Genomic DNA, 22496 nt, shown 5'->3' on the forward strand with positions numbered 1-22496 from the left:
TTTCAAAAATAAATATTTAACAAAAAGTTTGGTACAATTTTTTATTATTAAACCATAAAAATTAAAACAAATGAAAAATTTAATTATCATAGGTATCATAGGTGCTGCTACGATAGCCTCTTGTTCTTCTCTTCAACAAGAGCAGCAAGCCCAAAACAATCGTAAAGAATTCCTGAAATTAAAAGGAAAATGGCAAATCGTAGAGATAAATAACTACAACAAAAACTTTAGAGTTAAACCTTTTGATGAAGGCATAGATTCCAAGTGTTTTATGGGCAGTGTATGGACGCTTGTGCCTAATAACTGGAGTGGGTCTTACACTCTGGAAAATCACGAAGGGTGTCCTTTTGTTTCTCAGAATATTAAGTTTGATGTGAAAAATGGAAATGAATTTATATTCAAAAAAATCTTTTCAGGAGAGAAACCTAAACAAGTCGTTTCTGGATATTCTCTTACTTTGGAAAATCAGACAGATGATTCGTTTACTTTGGCACAAAATATATCTTACCAAGGCGAAAATATTAAAGTGGCTTATGTATTCAAAAAAATTAGCAATAAATAAATTATAACACAAATGAAATTATTTAACAAAACAAGTGCAGCTGCAGTGTTCCTATCCGGAAGTCTTTTACTCACAAGCTGCGAAGCGGTACAAAACTCAAATAACCAGCAAAGAGGTACAGCCATAGGCGTTGCTGCGGGTGCTGTTATTGGAGGGATATTGGGCAACAACTTAGGGAAAGGTAAAAATGCCCCACTTGGAGCGGTACTTGGCGGGGTTGTAGGTGGTGTGGCTGGAAATGCCATCGGAAGAAAGATGGATAAACAGGCAAAACAGATTAAAGAAATACTTCCAGGTGCAGAAGTAGAAAGGGTAAACGAAGGTATCAAAGTAACCCTGCACGAAAATATGGTAAACTTTGCGTTCAACTCTTCGGACCTTACGAACCAAGCTAAAACCAACTTGGATAAATTAGGTAAAGTACTTAAAGACAACCCAGAAACCAATATCAATATATACGGCTATACGGACAATGTAGGCTCTGATGCTTATAACCTAAAACTGTCTGATAGAAGAGCTTCCGCCGTAGTAGATTACCTTGCGTCATTGGGTATAGACAGAAGCCGATTGATTCCTAAAGGAATGGGAGAAGCTGATCCTGTAGATACTAACGCCACAGCCGCAGGACGTGCTAAAAACCGTCGTGTAGAATTTGCCATTACTGCAAATGAAAATATGATCAACGAAGTAAAACAGGAAGCTGTGAGATAATTTATTATCTGTAAGTAAAAATCGTCTCGGAGTATTTTTTCTCTGAAGCGATTTTTTTTTCTATACTTGGAACTCGTATCGATCGTATCATTTCAAGGAGTTAAAGCTTTTTTAGCAAAATTAAATAAAAAATATTATGAATTAGTCGTAGCTTCAGTATTGTGTGTTAATGTTTATTCTTCAAAAACTATTCTTTTCCAGAATCGGAGTAGGAATTCATTATTATTTTGATTTTAAATAACTTCAAAAAATACATATTTCTTCGGCTAATGTCCTTATCATTTGATAATCGCATTAGCCGTTTTTTTTGTTTTAAGCTTGTAGGAAACAAAGTTATTTTTCTTCTTCAAAGTATAGACGGTAGAATTTCCCTTTTTCATTTTGTCCGGTTTCTATCATTTTACGGTCACCGTGTACATAGATATGGAAATTTTTGTCTAGTTTTATTACGCTTTTGAAATACCGCTGTTGTTTTTTTACTGCCGTCGTATTTATTGGGAATTCTTCGGCTATGGACATTTGGGTTTCTTGTTCGTAGTCGGTTTTGTAATTGACAAAACTTTCTATCACATTTTCGTCTCCGATAACTTCTTGGGTAAATTCCTCAAAATCAAATTGCTCTTTATCTTTAAAGAAATTGATGGATTTATTCAAAAAATCGGCTTGGTCTGCTTTTGAAATTTCGAATTCTTGGGGAAGCTGTTTTGTAATATAATCTTTGTAAACGGCGAGGGTTTCTTGGGTGTGGAAGTAGTCGTCCTCGCGTTGTTTTACTTTTAGAAAATCTTCGAACCAGTAATAGACATCGCCATTTTTGTTATTATCTATTATGGATAAAATGTATCCGGTTTCTTTATTATTGTTGTAAATGACGGCCCCTTTGTCCAGCTTTGAAAGTCCGATGCCAAAGTCTTTTTCTAAGTTGTAGGCATCATCATCATTAGCATTTATTTTTAAGAAAGTTTCTTTGTTTTCTGTTTTGAAAATCCCGATAGAATCTATCTTTCCGCCTTCTGTCTCTTCGCCTTCAAAATAAACGATAAATAATTCGCCCCCTTGTACACGTGGGTTTTCGGTTATTTCGTAAAGGTGTTTGGCAATATTTTCGCTTTCCCAAAGAAATTTATTTTTATCCTCAAATATTTCGGAAACAGAGCTATAAACGGGGTTGCTCGTGAGATAGGAATCGCTGTAAAACTGAAACTGTTCTTCGCCTTTGAAGGATTTTAGGAAGAAGTTTTCTAACAATTCCTGCATTTCCTCGTCTAAGTGTAATTCCTCCGAAGAAAGAAATAAATTTTCTTGGTTTATTTTGTTTCCTACTTTATGTACAATTATTTTAGAAATCATATTAGAGTGTGTATTTTTGTGCACAAAGATAAGGATTAAATAAGATTTTTATTCTGGAAATTTCGGATAGTTTGGTTTGTATAGATGTAAAATTACGGACTTGTTTAGTTTTTTTAGGCAGAGGGCTTAAACTAATTTGTAAACTTCAATAAAAAAAATTACATTTGTAGAACAGAATTAAAGGTGTTTTAACGCTTAATGACTAAAAATATTTTATAATGAAATTATCTCATCTTGCTACCCACTTGGTAGCCTCTGAAATTGTAAAAATAAGCAATGAAGTTAATGATTTGAAATCTAAGGGAAGAGCTATTTCCAATCTTACCATTGGAGATTTGAATTCCAATATATATCCTATCCCTGCTCTTTTAAAAGAAGCTATACAGGAGGCATATAATGCTAATTTTACCAACTATCCACCGTCGCCGGGTATTGCAGAGCTTAGAGAAGTGGTATCTAAAGACATTAAAGAGAGGTATGATTTGGATTATCCTGCTTCGGATATTCAGATTGCCGGAGGTTCCCGTCCATTGATTTACACTACTTATTTGAGTATTGTAGATGAAGGGGATAAAGTCGTCTATCCGGTACCTTCTTGGAATAATAATCACTTCTGCTATCTCAGTGATGCCCAAAAAGTGGAGGTAGAGACTAAGCCTGAAAATAATTTTTTGCCTACGGCAGAAGAGCTTAGAGGAAAATTAGACGGAGCAGTTCTTTTAGCCCTTTGTTCACCGCTCAACCCTACAGGAACAGCCTATACAGAGAAACAATTAAAAGAAATCTGTGATTTGGTTTTAGAGGAAAACAAAAGAAGATCGCCGGACCAAAAGCCACTCTATCTCTTGTATGACCAAATCTATGCATTGCTTACTTTTGGAGGTAAGCATGTATCACCAGTGGGTATATACCCGGAGATGAAAAAATATACTATCTATATTGATGGGATATCCAAATGTCTGGCAGCCACCGGAGTTCGTGTAGGCTGGGCATACGGTCCTACTGAAGTTATTGCTAAAATCAAGGCTTTTCTTACCCATATTGGAGCTTGGGCACCAAAACCGGAGCAAGAAGCTACAGCTAAGTTTTGGGCTAAAGCAGATGCGGTAGATGCCTTCGTTGCTGATTTCAAAGGAAAGATTAACCATAGTTTGGAAACTTTGCATCAAGGGATTCAAAGCCTTAAATCAAAAGGGTTTGCGGTTGATAGCATTAAACCTATGGGGGCATTGTACTTGACTGTAAAAATGGATTATGTAGGAAAAACAGCACCGGACGGAACAGTTATAAAGGATACCACAGATTTGGTGTTCTATCTCATTAACAATGCAGATGCTGCTTTTGTGCCGTTTTCGGCATTTGGGAATGGTAGAGAGATGCCTTGGTTTAGGGCTTCTGCGGGAGGATGTTCTTTGGAAGATATCCAAAATCTATTGCCGAAATTAGAAAAAGCACTTTCTCAGTTGAAATAATAAAATGCTATAATGTAAACAAACTTCATCGATGCCAAATTTTTGGATAGATGGAGTTTTGTTTTTTTAAGGATTAAAAATGAAAAATAAAATCATAGCGGTAATTCCTGCACGGTATCAGGCAAGCCGTTTTCCGGGTAAGCTAATGCAGAAATTGGGTGACCGAACTGTCATTTCTACGACTTATCATAATGTGAGAGAAACCGGACTTTTCGATGATGTTCTTGTCGCTACGGATTCTGAAATGATATTCAATGAAATCAAGGCTAATAGCGGGAATGTCGTGATGACGGGGACTCACGAAACGGGGAGCGACCGCATAGCGGAGGCGGTGCAAGATTTGGATTGCGATATCGTGGTGAATGTTCAGGGCGATGAGCCTTTTCTCAAAACAGAGCCTTTGAAGCAGCTTGTAGAGGTTTTCGATGAAGATGTTCAGAAAGAGATCTCTTTAGCCTCATTAAAAATAAAAATGAAAAACTTTACCGAAGTAGAAAATCCGAATAATGTAAAAGTCATTACCGACAAAGATGGTTTTGCTCTTTATTTTAGTCGTTCACCTATTCCTTACCCAAGGGAGAAAACAGATTCTTTGGCCTATTACAGACATATCGGCGTTTATGCTTTCCGTAGAGAGGCACTTTTGGAGTTTTCAAAATTACCAATGCGTCCTTTGGAGACAGCAGAAAAAATAGAATGTTTGCGTTATCTGGAGCACGGGATGAGAATAAAACTCATAGAGACAGACTTTGTAGGCGTGGGTATAGATGTACCCAAAGACTTGGAGAGAGCCAGAGAAATTATCGGGAAAGGAAGCGTATAGTTTTTTTATTAAAATTAAAATTATATCTTTGGCAATATTTAGATTTAATTGAATGCGGATGAAAAAGATATTTTTGATTTTAATTCTATGTTTGGGAGGCGGGGCTTTTTCTCAGACTGCAAAGGAAATTATAGCTAAAAATATAGAGCTTACAGGAGGTGAAAACCATTGGAAACTTCTCAATTCTATAATGCTTCAGGGGAAGGTGGTATTGAGCCTCAATGAAGAATACCCCATAGAAATTTTTCAACAGAGGCCCAATCTTACCAAGACTGTCATCATCAATAATGGCAAAGAAAGCGTGATAGAAGCCTATGACGGTAAGAAAGGCTACGCGATGAACTATGCGACTAATAAACTTCAAGAGTTTAGCGATTATCAGCCCGAGAGTTTTGATACAGACTACTTGAACTACGAGGCGAAAGGCTTTACAGCGACGGTTTTGGGTAAAGATATGGTCGATGGAAAATCTTGCTACAAAGTAGAACTGACTAAAAATGTAAATAAAACCATTTATTATTTTGATGTCAATAGCTATATGCTGCTGAAAGAGGAGAAAAAAGGCGAAACGCTTATTTATTCGGATTTTAGGAAGGTAGGAAATCTTGTGATGCCCTATAGAATAGAGTCTTCTAATTCTAAAAAAGAAGGTGAATATTTAATGGTTTTTACCCAAATAGATGTTAATAAAGTACTACCTAAAAACACATTTAAAATTAAATAAACATTATGAAAAAAATATTGGTTTTATTCCTGTCGGTTTTAGCATTTTTTCAATGTACTAAAAGTAAAGGACAATCTTCTAAAAAAGATGCCGGTATCCCGAAAAGTATTTATGATTTTAAGGTGGAAAGTTTAGATGGAGACGAGATAAATTTTGCGGATTTCAAAGGCAAAAAAATCCTTATCGTAAATACCGCTTCCAAGTGTGGTTTTACCCCTCAGTACGAAGGTTTGGAGAAACTTTATGAAAAGTACAAAGACAAACTAGTGGTAGTAGGTTTTCCTGCGGATAATTTTGCCCATCAGGAGCCGGGGAGCAACGAGGAAATACAGTCGTTCTGTAAAAAGAATTACGGCGTAACTTTCCCAATGGCGGCCAAAGTTTCTGTAAAGGGAGAGGATACAGCTCCTATTTTTAGATTTTTGACGGAAAAGAAATTCAATGGGGTAAAGAATACGACGATACTATGGAACTTCACTAAGTTTTTGTTAGACGAAAACGGGAGAATCATCGATACCTATCTCAGTACCACCAAACCGAATAGCGAAAGTATCACCAAGCATTTGCAATAAATGAACTGAAATGTCCGGAAACTTGTCATATAAGATGAGAAAAACTCAGATTATCGGGCTGATGGTGTTGGGTGTTTTTATCTTGTTGGTACAGTTAGGTTTTTATTTTTATAAGACTAATAATACGGAACAATCTCCTGAAATAGAGCTTTTGGGGGATTCTGCTTTACCGAAGGCAGGGGGAACGGAGCTGTCACCATTTAATCCGAATGATTTGGATGAAGAGGGCTGGCAGAGGTTAGGCTTTTCGGAAAAACAAGTAAAAACAATTCTAAAATACAAAGACATCGTAGGAGGGAGGTTTGTATCCAAAGAGCAACTGTCAAAGTGCTATGTCATATCCAAAGAGAAGTACGAGACACTGAAAAATTTCATTATCCTGCCCGAAACTTATTCCGAAAATAGGAAACCGCAATACAGCCATTCCCGCCACAGCCTTTACATAAAAGGAAAATTCAATCCGGATCAATATACCCAAGCACAGTGGCAAGCATTGGGCTTTAGCGAAAGGCAGGCACAGGCGATTATGAAGTATAAAAATTACCTCGGAGGCAGTTTTCTGAGTAAAGAAAAATTTGCAGAGTGCTTTGTTATTAGCCCTGAAAATTATAGACAATTAGCCCCTTACCTTATATTGCCTGAAAAAGTAGAAAAGGATTGGTCTAACGCTGATTTTGATAAAACTAAAAGACAAAAAATCAATCTGGTGTCGTATGCAAAGTTCAATCCTAATTCTTACAGCAAGGAAGATTGGGAGCTGATAGGCTTTTCGGAGAAGCAGGCACAGGCGATTATAAATTATCGGGATAAGAAATTGGGCGGGCGATTTTCGTCGTTGGGTGATTTGAAAAATTGCTTTGTAATATCGGAGCAAAAATACCAAGAAATGGCACCGTATATCGTGATTCCGAAAGAAGCGGAGAAGCCCAAAATAGATTTTTCAAAATTGGAGCTGAACAGCATCACTTACGAACAACTTTTAGCGTTTGGTTTTTCTCCTAAGGAAGCCAAAGGTTTTGTGTCTTTTAGGGAAGCTCTCGGAGGTTTTCAGGATAAAAATCAGATATTGGAAGTTTATGGAATTGACCAAAACTTAGCTTCAAAACTAATGGGAATAGCACAATTTGACAATTCTAAAGTTAAGAAATATAAATTGGTAGAAGCTCCTGAAAATTGGCTCAAGCAGCATCCTTATTTTAAGTATTATTCGGATAAAATACTCTATTTTAGAATGAATTACAGATCTACAGATAAGATTCTAAAGAAAGCAAATGCTCGGGATTTTGATCTTCCGAAAATGAAACTTTACCTTAGAGAATGATAATAGATGAATTTGATTTTGTGTATTTCGGTGAAAAGCAATAACTTCGCCGTCCTATTATAATAAATCAATGAATAAAGAACTTCGTATTTCTTATAAGGTCATTGAGGCAAACGACCTTGATGAAACGGAAAAGAAACTTTTTGATGCAGCCAAGAAGGCAAGAGAAGACGCCTATGCACCGTACTCTAATTTTCTGGTGGGCTGTGCTTTGCTTTTGGAAAGCGGCGAAATCATCAAAGGGAGTAATCAGGAAAATGCAGCCTATCCATCGGGATTGTGTGCGGAAAGGACTACGATATACTGGGCATCGGCTAACTATCCCAATGCTAAAATCAAAAAACTCTTCGTACTTGGAGCTCCTCGTGATGTTATAGAGTATCCGCCTACGCCGCCTTGCGGTGCATGTAGGCAGAGTATGCTGGAATATGAAGCCAAACAAGAAGAAAAAATAGAAATTTATATAGCTTCTTTGGGAGGAGCCATTTACAAGGTGGATTCCATTCGCAGTCTTTTGCCTTTTTCCTTTGATCAATCGTTTTTGTAGTATTTGCTGTTGGCTTAAATAGGTTGTCAATAAAATAGATGCTATTTATTGAGATTGTTTTTGTACAGGAGTATGAGGGGGAAGAGATTTTATGTTGAGCATAGATTTTAAGTTATTTGATTAAATTTGCAGAATGTTAATAGAAGTTTTTAAATCAAAAATTCACAGAGTAAAGGTTACGCAGTCGGATCTCAACTATATTGGCAGCATTACTGTTGATGAAGATTTGTTAGACGCTGCCGGAATTATAGCCGGAGAGCGGGTTTATATTGTGAATGTAAATAATGGAGAACGCTTTGATACCTATGCCATCAGAGGGAAAAGAGGCTCGGGAGAGGTGTGCCTTAATGGTCCCGCTGCACGACGGGTACAGAAGGGAGATATCATTATCATCATATCTTATGCACAGATGACGATGGAGGAGGCTAAAACTTTTCAGCCTAAGATTGTTTTTCCAAATGAAGAAACCAACCGCCTTACAAACTAATGGAAGAAAAAAAACGAAATGAGACCTTTAAAAATATCCTTACGATAGTGACATCATTGCTATTTGCAGGACTTTTTATGTGGCTTGCCCTTCGTGGTCTTAATTTTGACGAGATTACCAAATCATTGGAAAAAGCCAATTATTTTTGGGTTTTGGCAGCGGCATTTTTTGGCGTTTTAGCCTATTGGGTAAGAGCAGTGCGGTGGCATCTGTTACTTGAGCCATTAGGCTATGAGATTTCAAATTCTAATTCTCTCTGGTCGTTGTCTTTCGGGTATTTAATGAACCTCACGATTCCAAGAAGTGGGGAAGTGGCAAGGGCAACAGCCCTCTATCGTGTAGAGAAGGTTCCTGTGGAAAAATCGTTTGGCACTATCATTACGGAGCGTATTGTGGATCTGTTGTGTATGGGGATTTTTCTTGTTCTTACCCTTATTTTTAAGCATAAAGCCATCATTGAGTTTTATCAATTTGCCGTAAAACAAAAGAAAGATGAGCCGAAAAGTGATTTCCCGTTAGCTTATGTTCTTTTAGGATTTTCTATATTGATTTTAATACTATTCTTCATTCGGAAGAAGATAAAGGGAATGCTGCTGTTTGTTAAGATAAGATTATTTTTAGTAGGCTTGTTTCACGGTGTCGTTTCCGTATTTAGGATGAAGCAAAAAGGTAAGTTTATACTATTATCTTTGGGAATTTGGATTTGTTATTATTTAGCGACTTATCTGGTATTCTTCGCGTTGCCGGAAACATCTCATCTTGGGATTGCAGACGGCTTTTTCATCATCGTTGTGGGAACATTAGGAATGATGGTGCCCGCGAGCGGAGGTATTGGGGCTTTTCATTTTGCGTTGAAATTGGGCTTTATGGCATTGTTTATTTCTATAGGTGAGAATCCTAAATTAGGCGGAGAAATGGGGTTATCTTATGCACTCATTGCTCATACAATGCAGCTGGTAATAATGCTGGTAATGGGAGCCATATCGGTACCTATTCTTGCTAAAAATAAAAATGCTTTAATTGTGAAATAATTTGTATATTTGTCTTGGTAGAAGAATAAAATAATATGATGACAAAGAAAATTTCGTATGCAGTGTTGATGGCAGGAATGCTTTTAATATCTTGCGGTAAAAAGAATCAAGAAGATAATAATGCTGCGGCTCCGGTTGCTCAAGGGGACCAAAAGCTAAAGCCTATTGCAGATTCTTTAAAAGTAGATTGGACGGCCTATAAAACGACGGATAAAGTACCGGTAAAAGGACATTTCACTTCGATAAAATTAGAAAAAGTAAGTGAAGGCAACAGCATAGAAGACATTATGAACAGTGCTGAGTTTAGTATCAATTCTATGGAATTGGCTACAGGAAACGATGGCAGAGATGAAAAACTTAAAAAATCTTTTTTCGGACTAATGGATGAGCCGGGCGTGATAAAGGGAAAACTGAATTTTAACGATAATCAATGGACGGTTTCCCTCACAATGAATGGCGTAACAGTGGATAATGTTCCTGCACAAGTGGAAATCAAAGACCAAAAATTCACGCTGAATACGACCATAAAATTAGAAGACTTCAAAGCCATAAAAGTGCTGAATGCCTTGAATGAAATTTGCCACGATCTGCATAAAGGTCCGGACGGTATCAGTAAAACTTGGGATGTGGTAGATGTCTCTGCTACGGAAGTTTTTGAGGGAGTAGAATAAGTTAAAAACGAATCTAAAATGTTTTTTAGTGATACTTCTTATTCGTTGGGGGTATCACTTTTGTTAAATATCCTTAAGCGTACAGGTTTATGAAAGTATTCAAGTTTGGGGGAGCTTCTGTAAAAGATGCCTTAGGTGTAAAGAATGTTGCAAAGGTTTTGAATTTACAAAAGTTTGAAAATGGTGTCATTGTAGTTTCTGCTATGGGGAAGACCACCAATGCATTGGAGGCAGTGGTAGAAGCCTATTTTAATGGGAGCGATTATCTTTCGGGATTAAGTAAAATAGAAGATTTTCATTATCAAATAGTGAGAGATTTGGATCTGGAGGATATTGCCGAAGCAAAAGGTATTTTTTCGGTATTTAATGATATTCAATCTTTTTTAGAGAGAAACAAATCCCCTAACTATAACTTTGTCTATGACCAAATCGTATCCTGCGGAGAGATTCTTTCGTCCAAAATTTTAAGCTGTTATCTCAACAAAAACGATATAGCCAATAGCTGGTTGGATGCAAGAGATTATATTAAAACTGATGATTCTTATAGAGATGCTAATGTGGACTGGCAGAGAACGGAAGAAAATATTATTGCACTAAAACCACATAAACGATATGTTACGCAGGGCTTTATAGGCTCTGATGCCAATCACTTCTCGGTAACATTAGGGAGAGAGGGGTCGGACTATTCGGCGGCAATATTTGCTTATGCTTTAGAGGTCTCCCAGATGGTGATATGGAAAGATGTTCCGGGCGTGATGACAGGCGATCCTCGTGTTTTTGATAATGTGAAATTACTTTCCAATATTTCTTACGAAGAAGCGATAGAGATGGCGTATTATGGCGCATCAGTCATTCACCCAAAAACTTTACAGCCATTGAAGCAAAAACATATTCCGCTCTATGTGAAGTCCTTTACAGAACCTACTGCAGAGGGAACTATGGTAGGGATTTCGGATAAAAACCAGAAGGAAGAAAGTTTTATTCTGAAGAAAAATCAAGTGCTGATGAAGATTAGTACTCGGGATTTTTCGTTCATTGCAGAGGAGCATATCAGCTTGATATTCGGCTTGTTGTATAAATACAGAATGAAAGTTTCATTGATGCAAAATTCTGCAATATCATTGGCGGTATGTATGGAGGATAAGTTTGATAATTACAAAAAAATAATTGAAGATTTGGAGTGTAAATTCAAAATAGATTGCCAAAAGGATATTTCTTTATATACTATTAGGAATGCTGATATGGAAAAAATTGATGATTTTTATGAAGATAAGGATATTCTTTTGGAGCAGATATCGCAAAAAACAATTCAAATAGTAACCCGATAAAGCCTTATAATGAGTCTGATTACAAAGAAAGATTTAATAAATGCAGCCCATCTCAATAAGATAGGTCCGCTCAAGAGACCTGTTGCTTCTTTGATAATGAAAGTTGCAAAAATATCGGAAATCAATAAGCTGTATGAAAAGCTGAAAATTTACGAAGGAAAAGATTTTTTTGATCATTTTCTTAAAGAAAGAGATATTCGTTATGAGGTCTTTGAGGAAGATTTACAAAGAATACCGAAGACAGGTCCTTTTATATTGGTGGCAAACCACCCCTTGGGTGCCATAGACGGTATTTTGATGTGTAAAATACTTACAGAGATACGCCCTGATTTTAAGATTATGGGAAATTTTCTTTTGGAGAAAATCCAGCCGATGGTACCATTTGTAATTCCGGTAAACCCTTTCGAGACTCGTAAAGATCTTCGGAGCAGTGCTACGGGATTAAAAAGAACTTTGGAGCATCTCAATAATGGCGGATGCATTGGCGTTTTTCCGGCAGGAGAAGTATCCAATAAAAATAACGAAACAAGAGAAATACTTGATAAACAATGGGAAATACCTGTTCTAAAGTTAATTCAAAAGGCTAAAATACCAGTAGTGCCAATGTATTTCCATACTAAAAATAGTAATATTTTTTATAACGCAGCTAAAATACACGCAGATTTACAAACACTGATGCTGCCTTATGAAATGATGAATAAACGCAGCAAACCTATAAAAATAAGAATAGGAAAACCCATTACCCTTAGAGTGATGCGGGATTACGAGACCCCTAAAGAATTAGGCGAATTTCTTAGAAAGCGGGTGTATATGATGAAATCTTATTTTGATAAGAGAAAATCTATCGCCAATATGCTGAAATTACCAAACCTTAATATTAAACAAATTGTAGGAAAACCTGTTATTCAAAATATTATAGAAGAAACCCCGAAAGAGAATCTTTTGGCAGAGATTGAAAAACTCCGCTCTCAGGAAAAAATGCTTTTTAAGAATAATAATTACGAAGTATATTTCAGCCCGTATGATGATATCCCTAATATTATGAGGGAGATAGGAAGGCAGAGAGAGCTTACATTCCGTACGGTGGGAGAGGGTAGCAATCTGCCTTTTGACCTTGACGAGTACGACCAATATTACCACCATTTATTTCTTTGGGACAGCGGGCAAGAAAAATTGGCAGGAGCTTATAGAATGGGGCTGGGTAAAGAAATTATGCAGAGCAGAGGGATTAAGGGATTTTATACCAATTCTCTATTTGAATTTGATGCTGAACTTCATCCGTTTTTCCGAAAAGTCATCGAGATGGGAAGGGCTTATATTTCTACGGAATACCAGCAGAAACCACTGCCGCTGTTCCTTTTATGGAGAGGGATAGTGCATGTTTGTTTGAGAAATCCGGAACATAAATTCCTAATGGGAGGCGTGAGTATCAGCAATAAATTTTCGGATTTTTCCAAATCTTTGATGATAGAGTTTATGCGTTCTCATTATTACGACCCTGTGGTGGCACAGTATGTACACCCAAAGAATGAGTTTAAAGTAATGCTTAAAGAGAAAGATAAAAATTTATTCTTTGAAGATATGGATGCAGACTTAGGAAAGCTGGATAAACTGATAGATGATTTGGAACCGGAGATGCGTTTGCCTGTATTGATAAAAAAATACATAAAACAAAATGCAAAAGTCATCTCATTTAATGTTGATCCTAAATTTAATGATGCTATAGATGGGCTGATGTATATCCGCATAAGTGATTTACCGGAGGAAACAATTAAACCTGTTTTAGAGGAAATGAGTGAGCAATTATTCTAAATAGATAAAAAATAATTTTGATAATCAATGATTTGTATATATTGGTAAAAAAAATATCTGAAAAATTTGTATAAATAAGAATTAAGATATATCTTTGCACCGCTGAAAACAACTGATAGTAGTTAAGCAAACAAGGTCTCTTAGCTCAGTTGGTAGAGCAAAGGACTGAAAATCCTTGTGTCCCTGGTTCGATTCCTGGAGAGACCACAAACCGCCTTTAAATAGGGCGGTTTTTGTTTTATATTCTTGTTTTTATAGAAAATAAAAGCTACTACAATGTAGCTTTTATTTATGTTTTGCGATAATGTTTTACGCTAATATATTAGGAAGAGATAATCTTTTCAAGGACGGCAGTTACTTCTTCTACGGTTTGTATATGGTCTTTCCTCATCATCAGTTGGACACCATCTTTTCCGTGTTTTTCTTTGAGGGCAGCGTCTGTAGGGTTTTTACTAAGATAATTGATTACCGTTCGGAATTTATCGCTTTGGTAAAACTTATCTTGTGGATTGGAAGGAAAGTAGCCTAAAAAAATACCGTTCTTCATCACTATTTTTTCGAAACCGATGTCGGCAGCCAGCCATTTTAGCGTTACAGATTTCAAAAGATTGACCACTTCTTGAGGGCATTTTCCGAAGCGGTCTTCCAGCTCGTATTGGAACTTTTCTAATTCTTCTTTAGTGCTAATGTCTGCTAATTTTTGATAGAGAGAAAGACGCTCTTCCGTACTCTGGACATAGGCGTCAGGAATCATTAGCTCTAGGTCGGTATCTATATTTACTTCCTTTTGGGATTTAAATAATTTTTTACGGTCTTGTTCGTTCTCAAAAAGCGTTTCAAAATCATCACTATTCTGAAGTTCTTCTAATGCTTCTTGCATAATTTTTTGATAAGTGTCAAAGCCCATTTCATTGATAAAGCCGCTCTGCTCGCCTCCGAGTAAATCCCCTGCACCGCGTATTTCTAAGTCTTTCATAGCAATCTGAAATCCGCTGCCCAAATCAGAAAATTGCTCTATGGCTTCTAATCTTTTGCGGGCATCGGTAGTCATCATATCGTATGGTGGCGTAATAAGATAGCAGAACGCTTTTCTATTACTTCGCCCCACACGCCCACGCATCTGGTGCAAGTCTGCCATACCGAAACGCTGTGCATCGTTTATGAAAATCGTATTGGCATTCGGTACATCTACACCGCTCTCCACGATAGTTGTAGATACCAATACATCGTATTTTCCCTCCATAAAGTCCAGTACATTCTCTTCCAGCTGTTTCCCATCCATTTGTCCGTGTCCTGTAATTACTCTTGCATCCGGCACCAGTCTTTGTATCATTCCGGCGATATCTTTTAGATTTTCCACTCTGTTGTTGATGAAATAGACCTGCCCGTCCCGCTGAAGTTCATAGGAGATAGCGTCGCGGATGATTTCTTCATTAAATCCGATTATATTAGTATCCACAGGCTGGCGGTTAGGCGGAGGTGTTTTTATGACGGATAAATCCCTCGCTGCCATCAGAGAAAACTGCAAAGTTCTCGGTATAGGCGTCGCGGTGAGGGTAAGTGTATCGATATTGGTTTTAATGGTTTTTAGTTTGTCTTTCACAGAAACGCCGAATTTGTGTTCTTCATCAATGATAAGAAGCCCTAAATTTTTGAATTTAACTTTATCCGATACCAGCTGATGGGTCCCTATGATGATATCTACTTTTCCCTCTGCGAGGGCTTTCAGTGTTTCATTTTTTTGTTTTGCAGTTCGAAATCTATTGAGATAAGAAATATTTACCGGAAAATCTTTGAGCCGTTCTGCAAAGCTGTGATAGTGCTGGAATGCCAAAATAGTTGTGGGAACCAATACTGCCACTTGCTTGCCGTCTGTTGCAGCTTTGAAAGCGGCTCTAATGGCAACTTCTGTTTTACCGAAGCCCACATCTCCACAGATGAGCCTGTCCATAACGGTTTCTGCTTCCATATCTCTTTTTACATCGGCAGTAGCTTTTTCTTGATCGGGGGTATCTTCGTAGATGAAGCTGGCTTCCAATTCATTCTGAAGATAAGAATCTGGTGCAAAGGCAAATCCCCGTGCCGATTTTCTTTTGGCATAAAGTTTTATAAGGTCAAAAGCGATTTGTTTTACTTTGGCTTTAGTCTTGTTTTTAAGATTTTTCCACGCTGGTGAGCCTAATTTGGAAAGTGTGATTTCTCTACCTTCCGGTGGGTTGTATTTAGAGATCTTGTGCAAGGCGTGGATGCTCACATAGAGCAGGTCGCCGTTTTTGTAGCTTAGCTTAAAGCATTCCTGCACCTTACCATTATTATTCACTTTTACCAATCCCATGAATTTACCAATCCCGTGGTCTATATGCGTGATAAAATCTCCTACTTTCAGCGACATCAAGTCTTTTAAGGTCAATTGTTCGGATTTTGCAAAGGCATTTTTGGCTTTATATCGTTGGTATCGATCAAAGATTTGATGGTCTGTATAAACTGATATTTTGTACTTAGTATCTACGAAACCGGCGTGGAGTTCAGACTTAAAAGATTTGAACGGAACGATTTTCTTTAATTCTTCAAAAATATTTTTTAGGCGTTCTTCTTGTTTTTCCGATGAAAATGATATCCAAATGTCATAGTTGTCTTTAAGTTTTTGCTCCAAATCTTCGATAAGCATCTCGAAGTTTTTGTGAAAGATCGGTTGCGGAGTTTGGAATAATTGAATTTCTTGCCATTTTGATTGCAATGGCTGTACAGTAAAATCTATAATCCGAAAATTCTTTAGCTTACTAAGAAATAAGTCTTCCGAAATAAATAATTCCTCTGGTGTACGGTGCTTGATATCTTTATTCAGCTCGGTATATGCTTGTTCGGCTTTTTTATAAAAATCTCTGATATATTCTACGCTTAGGAACGCTTCTTTTGTTGTGATAATGCTGTTTTTTGGGAGAATATCAAAGAAAGAAACCTTAGTGCTGTTTGGTTTGAAATTCATATTAGAAACCAGCTGCATTTGATCTGTTTTTTCTACGGAAAGCTGGGTATCAATGTCAAATATTTTGATGCTTTCCACCTCATTCCCAAAGAAAGAAATCCGATAAGGGTGTTCGTTGGCATAAGAAAAAACATCTACAATACCACCTCTCATGGCAAACTCTCCAGGTTCCGAAACAAAGTCTGTTCGGGTAAATTGAAACTGATGAAGCAGCTCCTCCGTAAAATCAAAATCCAGCTGGTCTCCCACCTTTATATGATGAGAGATTTCATTTAGGTCTTCTTTTTTTAAGACTTTCTCCGCGAGAGCAGAGCTGTGTGCGATGATGATTTTAGGTGTTTTATCTGCATTCAGCCGGTGGAGTACTTCTGTTCTTAGCACCAAATTGGCATTTTGGGTTTTCTCGGTTTGGTAGGGGCTAAGGTGTGTCGCAGGGAAATAGAGTACTTGTTCTTTACCGATGAGCTCTTCCATTTCGGTGGTGATATACTGCGCTTCTTCTTTGTCATTGACGATAAAGAGAATGGTTTTCTTTTCGGCTAAGAATAATTCTGCGGTTATCAGCGTGGGAACAGAGCCGGCAGCTCCCTTTACGGTGATATGTGTGTGTTTATTTAATGCCCGAAACAGCTCTCCGCCAAACTCATTTTTTTGCAAATCGGGTAAGAGCGTCTCGTTGATTTTTTTCAATGCCATATCGTAACTTTAATAAACGAGAAATAACGCTATAAGGGCTTTCCCTCATAGCGTTTTGTTTTGCAAATATAAAGAATAACTGCTAATTCTAAAAAGGATATCCGAAAGCAAAATTCAAAGTAGGTTTTAGAGGCTTAAAGTATCTGAATTGCCATCTTTGCCCTTCCGGTTCGTTGGGGTCGTACATTTTGTAAGCTAAATCCACCCTTAGTAGAACATAGGCGACATTTATCCTTAGCCCAAAGCCGCTGCCTACTCCTAATTGTTTATAGAATTTGTTAAACTTAAATTCATCGTTCAGTCCTCTGTTTTTGAGAGACCAAATGTTTCCGGCATCGGTGAATATTGCCCCCTCAAACATATCCGAAAACGGATAGCGGTACTCTATGCTGGTGGTCAGCTTTACATTGTCCATAATGTAGGAGCGTATTTTTGAGTCTAACTGGGAATCTGCAGGACCTAAGCCGCTAAATGCTACCCACGCTCTGATATCATTAGAGCCGCCATTGAAATACGAGCGTACAAAAGGCATAGAAGAAGAGTTGCCATAAGGAATGCCTATCCCGATGAACTGCCTGATTGCGAGGGTCGTCTTTTGGTCATTAAGCGTAAAATTAAAATATTTTCTGGCATCTAAATCAAATTTCACAAACTGAGAAAAAGGAATCCCGAATATCGTTTTTTCTTTGCCGCTAAGCACACCTTGTTGTTTCCTATTTTGGGTTATTAGGTTTGGTATATTCCCTGCCAATTCTATTTTCCCATTAAAATAAAACGGATTTGTATAGCTTTTATTACCTCTTTCGTTGTAGAGGTAATTGTAGATGAGGGAAGTAATCAGCACATCTTGGGTTTGTCTGTCTTTATTGAGCAGAGATTGCACAAATGTATTGTACTCATCTATTTGTTCGGTGGGTAAGGAATTGATAAATCCGTTGTCCGAAAGGATATGAGAAGAGACTTCATCGTAGTTTTTGCCATTGATACCGTAAGATGGATTATAGCCGGCATAGAGGTTGAAAATTTTTTCTCGTATAAGATTATCTCCGGTGAAGAGTTCGTAGTATTTTTCTTTATTTTGGGTTAAGCTCAGCTGGGTATTAAAGAGGCTGAGTTTGTGCGAAATCACACTATTGACATCCATCGTGTAATTGAGTCCTGCATTGAAATTTATCCTTCCCATACCGATATTATTCTGCACAGAAGTTCCCAAGACGATGGAAGAGCTTGGTGTATATCTTTTTGGGACAAAATTATAGTACTTGAAAGGGACTAAAAGCCTTGGTATATCCAGTTCGACTTGTGCAGAGAGTTCGTAGGCATTGAAAAGTTTGTTGGGGTTTTTAGCGTTTTTAGTCGTACCTACAATTCCTGAAAAGCTGGTGCTGAGATTTTCTCCTCCTCCAAAGATATTTCTGGAAGTAAGCTCCAAAGAAGGGGAAAATCCGAAATTCAAAATTTGGGAATAATGCACATCCATAGCCGTTCTTAGTTCGTAGCGTTTCATAGGGCTGAGGATATATCGCACATTCAGAATGCTGTCGTTAGGTTTTCTTTGCAGATATTCTTTATAGCTAATGATGTTGAAATTGTTCATTCCCATTAAGTTTCTTTTGGTAAGGTCTAATCTGCTTTGATTATAGACTTCTCCGTGTTTTAGCGTTATCGGCAGCCAGAGTGCTCTTGTATTGTACTTGTTGTCGGCTTTATGGATAAATACGCTGTCTTTGGTTTGTTTTTCGTTGAATGTATAATCTTTAGTTTTCAGTGTGTCTTTTATATTTCTATCGTTAATGAGGTAAATGTCTATTTTTCCAATAGTTGTTTTTCTATAAGGCGTATCCAGAGAGTCCCGGTGAATGTCCATCGTAAGTGGAACATCTTTCTGGCTTTCAAGGGTATCTGCAGTAAAATAGATTTCATTGTTATTTCTATTGAAATTGTAGTACCCCTCTTGCTGCATTTGGGCATTTATCCGTTTGATTTCTTTTTCAAGATTGGTTTGGTCCAAGACCATACCTATTTTTATTTTGTTGTCTTTATAATTTCTTTCGTATAAAGCCCTAATATTTTTATCAGGAATATTGTAATAAAAATTTTTAATAATGGTAGGCGTGCCGGTTTTTACAGAATAGGTTACTTTGGCTTTTTTGGCCATTATATCTTTGTTAATATCGTAATGAGTTTCGGCATCCCAATAGCCTTTATAGACTAAAAATTGTTTGATGTTTTTGGCACTGTTTTCGGTTTTACTTTCGTTTAGGATTACCGGTACACTTCCTATAGAGTGCAGGAATCTGCTGATAAACATACTTTTACCCTTGTACTCGGGGTGTCCGTATTTTATAAAGAGAGAATCCCTTAGAGCTTGGTTTCTCATTTGGTTGGGATAAGTCATATACTCATTGATAATGGTATCGTACTTTGGATTTGCCAAATCATACGCCCATAGGGTAATAGGGAACAAGAAAAGAAATTTTTTATTAGGTTTTTGGGCGATATAATCCGGAATCTGACTGGAAAATATCTTTTTATCCGTATATTTGAATTTGTTTTTGGTAAGCAGGTACTCGCCTCTGGGTACTTTATTGGTGGTGCTGCAAGAGTTTGAGAAAATGATTACCATTATTGTAGATAACAGAAAAATATAATATTTTTGACAATATTTCAAAATATGCTTACGAATCATAAGATTAAGATTTTACAGTCTCTGGATAAAAAAAAATTTAGACAAAAATACAATTTGTTTTTGGTTGAGGGCAACAAAATTATCAAAGAACTTAAAAACTCGCCGTTTCAGGTTGAGGAAATCTATTCTACAAATCCGGCAGAGATAGATTTTTTCGGTGATAAAATAATTCCCATTAGCGATAGCGAACTAAAGAAAATTAGTTTTCTAAAAACCCCGAAAGACAGTGTGGCAGTCTGCCGCCTCAAAAGCTCTTCTATCCTTGATGCTTCTATCAATATAGTATTAGACGGCATACAAGATCCGGGTAATCTGGGGACTATCATTCGTCTGGCAGATTGGTTTGGCATAGAGCAAGTAATCTGCAGCAAAGATACTGTAGATGTCTATAATCCCAAGGTAATACAAGCTACAATGGGGTCTTTTACGAGAGTAAATGTATCCTACACGGCTCTAAGTGATTTTTTAACTGGCACAGAGGGCGTAAATATAGGTACGGATATGGAGGGAACCTCTCTTTTTGAGTTTGATTTTCCCAAGAAATTCAATCTTATTCTCGGCAACGAAGGGAACGGTATAAAACCTGAAACTTTATCAAGCCTCAGTCATAAAATTACAATCCCCCGATTTGGCAAAAACCAAAGTGCGGAAAGCCTCAATGTCTCTATGGCTGCGGCAATAATAACAGCACAGATTTTTGCTAAACATTAAGGAATATTTTTTTTGGAATTTTCTACGCGGTCTATAAAACTTCTTAGAAATATAGGGACAATGTATAGAATAGCTATACCCAAAATTCTTTTTGTCCAGCTTTTATGGTACAGCTGTTTTTTTACAAGGTTTCCGACAAAATTTACAGCACTGATTTTTAGAAAACTATCTAAAAAACTCTCGGATAGATTTTCGTTCTTTAGCGAAACCAATGCGTTTTTGTTTTTAGAAGAAATATTTTCTTTTACTTTATCAGAAATAAGATTTACTAAGTTTCCTGTGTTTAGAGCTAATTTGGATTTTCCATCATCATCTTTCCGCTCGGAGAGAAAGCGGTCTGTAAAACCATTGGTAAATACAGATAGAGAAGCTTTAGGATTCTTAAAAGTAATGAGGGATTCTATTTCTGCAATCTCATTTTTTAATGTCCGTTTTTGCTTTTTCAGGTCGTACAAACTTCTTATACTTCTCATATTCTATTATTTATTTAAAATTTTGAAAACGATATTGGCTAAGACTGATTTTACTGATTTTTTTGCTAAGATAAAAATGAGTAACAGCAATATATGTCCTCCGGATACAATAAGAAATCCATAAGAAATTTTAGCTAAATAAGAGCCGATAAGCAAAGCTAATCCTATATTAACCATTATAGAAAACAAAAGCACCATCATTGCCATAATGGCAGCAAAAACAATTCCGCTTATTTTTTCTGCCATCTTTTCTTTTGCTTCAAGTTTTGCCAGCTCTATTTTTTTTGAAATATAATCTTTAAAAATATTGAACATTCTAATCATTTTTTTTGTTAACAGTAGCAAAGATATAAAAAAAGGAGCTCAATACAAGCTCCTAAAAACTAAAACTACGATTAAAACCTAATTATTTAAGGTTGTCTAATTCAGATTCCACATCTTTCGCTACGGAAGAGGCTTTATCTTTTACTTTGTCCTTGTATTTGTCATAAGTATCTTTTACAGAAGATACTAAGTCGTCTACTTTGGATTTAGTCTTATCAGAATAGTCATTGTAGTGATCTATTGCTTTTTCTTTAGCCTGTTTATACTTTTCACTGGCTTGGTCTTTTAGGTCTTCGGCTTTTTTTCTTATTTTCTTTCTTGTTTTTTTACCTTCTTCCGGAGCGTAAAGCATTCCCAAGATTACTCCTGCCGCAGCACCGGCTAAAAGTCCTGCCAATATTCCTGATTTGTTTCCTTTTCTTGCCATGATTATTGATTTTATAAAATTATTATTATTAATTTTTAATTACCATACAAATTGCAATATCTGTGCCACATATCATTTTTTTTTACGAAATACTGGGGATTGTCATACATATGCTGGTAGTTGGTGTCGTCTCATTTTATATTGATATTGTTTTTTTTGTTCATTGAATATGAGCAAAGTTTTTTACTTGTTCAAGAGGATGGTTTTAATAAATAATACTCTTTGGATTTTGGATGCATTTTTTTTCAATTACTCAAAAATTCAAGATGGTATTCTATTGCAAATTGAAAAAATATTTTTACCTTTGCACCTCGTTAATCAACCTCTGACGAGAGCCGTGTATGTTGTTTAGCTTTTAACCTTTTTATTATTAAAAGAAATGGATTTAATTAAGTATGTACAAGACAAGTACATTGACAAAAAAGAGTTCCCAAAATTCAAAGCCGGTGATACCATCACGGTATACTATGAAATTAAAGAGGGACAAAAGACAAGAACACAGTTTTTTAAAGGTGTAGTTATTCAATTGAGAGGTAGCGGTGCTACAAAAACTTTTACTATCAGAAAAATGAGTGGTGATGTAGGTGTAGAAAGAGTATTCCCAATCAATATGCCAGCACTGCAAAAAATAACTCTTGATAGAAGAGGTAGCGTAAGAAGAGCAAGAATCTACTACTTCCGTAATCTTAGAGGTAAGAAAGCGAGAATTAAAGATAAAGCTTATACTGCTGCGAAGTAAGATAGGAAAAAACCAAAAAGCCTCTCAAATTGAGAGGGCT

General features: G+C 36.7%; 21 protein-coding genes and 1 tRNA gene. 16 read left to right on the forward strand and 6 right to left on the reverse strand.

Annotation, left to right across the window (positions count from 1 at the left end; translation table 11 throughout):
* Window positions 1-70 precede the first annotated feature (70 nt).
* A complete protein-coding gene (locus BLS89_RS00650) occupies window positions 71-562 on the forward strand; it encodes a lipocalin family protein (protein WP_092735578.1) in 492 nt (163 codons plus the stop codon).
* Window positions 563-574: 12 nt separating this feature from the next.
* Window positions 575-1273: a YiaD family glycine zipper/OmpA-like lipoprotein gene (locus BLS89_RS00655; RefSeq protein WP_092735579.1), complete on the forward strand. Its 699-nt coding sequence runs from the start codon at window positions 575-577 to the stop codon at window positions 1271-1273.
* A gap of 333 nt (window positions 1274-1606) precedes the next feature.
* Here BLS89_RS00655 and BLS89_RS00660 read toward each other — a convergent pair whose 3' ends face one another.
* On the reverse strand, window positions 1607-2623 hold the full coding sequence (locus tag BLS89_RS00660; RefSeq protein WP_092735580.1) for a nucleoid-associated protein: 1017 nt from the start codon (window positions 2621-2623) through the stop codon (window positions 1607-1609).
* A 218-nt stretch (window positions 2624-2841) separates the two neighbouring features.
* Here BLS89_RS00660 and BLS89_RS00665 point away from each other — a divergent pair, with 218 nt between their 5' ends.
* The 12 genes from BLS89_RS00665 to BLS89_RS00720 all read left to right on the forward strand — a co-directional run bounded on the left by BLS89_RS00665 (window position 2842) and on the right by BLS89_RS00720 (window position 13618).
* Entirely contained in the window at window positions 2842-4095 is a 1254-nt protein-coding gene (locus tag BLS89_RS00665) for a pyridoxal phosphate-dependent aminotransferase (protein ID WP_092735581.1), read from the forward strand.
* Window positions 4096-4174: 79 nt separating this feature from the next.
* A complete protein-coding gene (gene kdsB, locus BLS89_RS00670; protein ID WP_092735582.1) occupies window positions 4175-4918 on the forward strand; it encodes a 3-deoxy-manno-octulosonate cytidylyltransferase in 744 nt (247 codons plus the stop codon).
* A 58-nt stretch (window positions 4919-4976) separates the two neighbouring features.
* The gene (locus BLS89_RS00675) at window positions 4977-5642 is read left to right on the forward strand and encodes a histidine kinase (protein ID WP_092735583.1); all 666 of its coding nucleotides are present in this window, start codon (window positions 4977-4979) and stop codon (window positions 5640-5642) included.
* 5 nt (window positions 5643-5647) lie between these two features.
* Window positions 5648-6214 carry a glutathione peroxidase gene (locus BLS89_RS00680; RefSeq protein ID WP_092735584.1) on the forward strand — a complete coding sequence of 189 codons (567 nt, stop codon included), beginning with the start codon at window positions 5648-5650 and terminating at the stop codon, window positions 6212-6214.
* A gap of 10 nt (window positions 6215-6224) precedes the next feature.
* Window positions 6225-7535: a ComEA family DNA-binding protein gene (locus tag BLS89_RS00685; protein ID WP_092735585.1), complete on the forward strand. Its 1311-nt coding sequence runs from the start codon at window positions 6225-6227 to the stop codon at window positions 7533-7535.
* A gap of 70 nt (window positions 7536-7605) precedes the next feature.
* The gene (locus BLS89_RS00690) at window positions 7606-8082 is read left to right on the forward strand and encodes a cytidine deaminase (RefSeq protein WP_092735586.1); all 477 of its coding nucleotides are present in this window, start codon (window positions 7606-7608) and stop codon (window positions 8080-8082) included.
* Between the two features lie 133 nt (window positions 8083-8215).
* A complete protein-coding gene (gene panD / locus BLS89_RS00695) occupies window positions 8216-8569 on the forward strand; it encodes an aspartate 1-decarboxylase (protein ID WP_092735587.1) in 354 nt (117 codons plus the stop codon).
* Window positions 8569-9600 carry a lysylphosphatidylglycerol synthase transmembrane domain-containing protein gene (locus BLS89_RS00700; protein ID WP_092735588.1) on the forward strand — a complete coding sequence of 344 codons (1032 nt, stop codon included), beginning with the start codon at window positions 8569-8571 and terminating at the stop codon, window positions 9598-9600. Before panD ends, BLS89_RS00700 begins: the two co-directional genes overlap by 1 nt.
* Before the next feature lie 35 nt (window positions 9601-9635).
* A complete protein-coding gene (locus tag BLS89_RS00705) occupies window positions 9636-10271 on the forward strand; it encodes a YceI family protein (RefSeq protein ID WP_245688739.1) in 636 nt (211 codons plus the stop codon).
* A gap of 89 nt (window positions 10272-10360) precedes the next feature.
* Complete coding sequence (locus tag BLS89_RS00710) at window positions 10361-11599, forward strand: aspartate kinase (protein WP_092735590.1); 1239 nt, start codon at window positions 10361-10363, stop codon at window positions 11597-11599.
* Between the two features lie 9 nt (window positions 11600-11608).
* Window positions 11609-13411 (forward strand): lysophospholipid acyltransferase family protein, encoded by a 1803-nt coding sequence (locus tag BLS89_RS00715; protein ID WP_092735591.1) that lies wholly within the window; start codon window positions 11609-11611, stop codon window positions 13409-13411.
* A 134-nt stretch (window positions 13412-13545) separates the two neighbouring features.
* Window positions 13546-13618 (forward strand) — tRNA-Phe (locus tag BLS89_RS00720).
* A gap of 115 nt (window positions 13619-13733) precedes the next feature.
* Here the strand turns inward: BLS89_RS00720 and mfd are convergent.
* Together mfd and tamL are read right to left on the reverse strand one after the other, a co-directional pair.
* Window positions 13734-17093: a transcription-repair coupling factor gene (gene mfd / locus BLS89_RS00725; protein ID WP_092735592.1), complete on the reverse strand. Its 3360-nt coding sequence runs from the start codon at window positions 17091-17093 to the stop codon at window positions 13734-13736.
* Window positions 17094-17181: 88 nt separating this feature from the next.
* On the reverse strand, window positions 17182-19782 hold the full coding sequence (tamL, locus tag BLS89_RS00730; protein ID WP_092735593.1) for a translocation and assembly module lipoprotein TamL: 2601 nt from the start codon (window positions 19780-19782) through the stop codon (window positions 17182-17184).
* Between tamL and BLS89_RS00735 the strand changes: the two genes are divergently transcribed.
* Complete coding sequence (locus BLS89_RS00735; protein ID WP_092735594.1) at window positions 19768-20493, forward strand: TrmH family RNA methyltransferase; 726 nt, start codon at window positions 19768-19770, stop codon at window positions 20491-20493. The two genes, tamL and BLS89_RS00735, sit on opposite strands and share 15 nt — an antisense overlap.
* Here the strand turns inward: BLS89_RS00735 and BLS89_RS00740 are convergent.
* The 3 genes from BLS89_RS00740 to BLS89_RS00750 form a co-directional block, all read right to left on the reverse strand.
* Window positions 20490-20966 (reverse strand): hypothetical protein, encoded by a 477-nt coding sequence (locus BLS89_RS00740; protein WP_092735595.1) that lies wholly within the window; start codon window positions 20964-20966, stop codon window positions 20490-20492. The two genes, BLS89_RS00735 and BLS89_RS00740, sit on opposite strands and share 4 nt — an antisense overlap.
* Before the next feature lie 6 nt (window positions 20967-20972).
* Window positions 20973-21281 carry a phage holin family protein gene (locus BLS89_RS00745; RefSeq protein WP_176763199.1) on the reverse strand — a complete coding sequence of 103 codons (309 nt, stop codon included), beginning with the start codon at window positions 21279-21281 and terminating at the stop codon, window positions 20973-20975.
* 91 nt (window positions 21282-21372) lie between these two features.
* Complete coding sequence (locus tag BLS89_RS00750; RefSeq protein WP_092735597.1) at window positions 21373-21717, reverse strand: YtxH domain-containing protein; 345 nt, start codon at window positions 21715-21717, stop codon at window positions 21373-21375.
* Window positions 21718-22096: 379 nt separating this feature from the next.
* Here BLS89_RS00750 and rplS point away from each other — a divergent pair, with 379 nt between their 5' ends.
* Window positions 22097-22456: a 50S ribosomal protein L19 gene (gene rplS, locus BLS89_RS00760; RefSeq protein ID WP_092735599.1), complete on the forward strand. Its 360-nt coding sequence runs from the start codon at window positions 22097-22099 to the stop codon at window positions 22454-22456.
* Window positions 22457-22496: the final 40 nt, after the last annotated feature.

The organism is Riemerella columbipharyngis, assembly GCF_900101995.1.
Taxonomy (GTDB): Bacteria; Bacteroidota; Bacteroidia; order Flavobacteriales; family Weeksellaceae; genus Riemerella; species Riemerella columbipharyngis.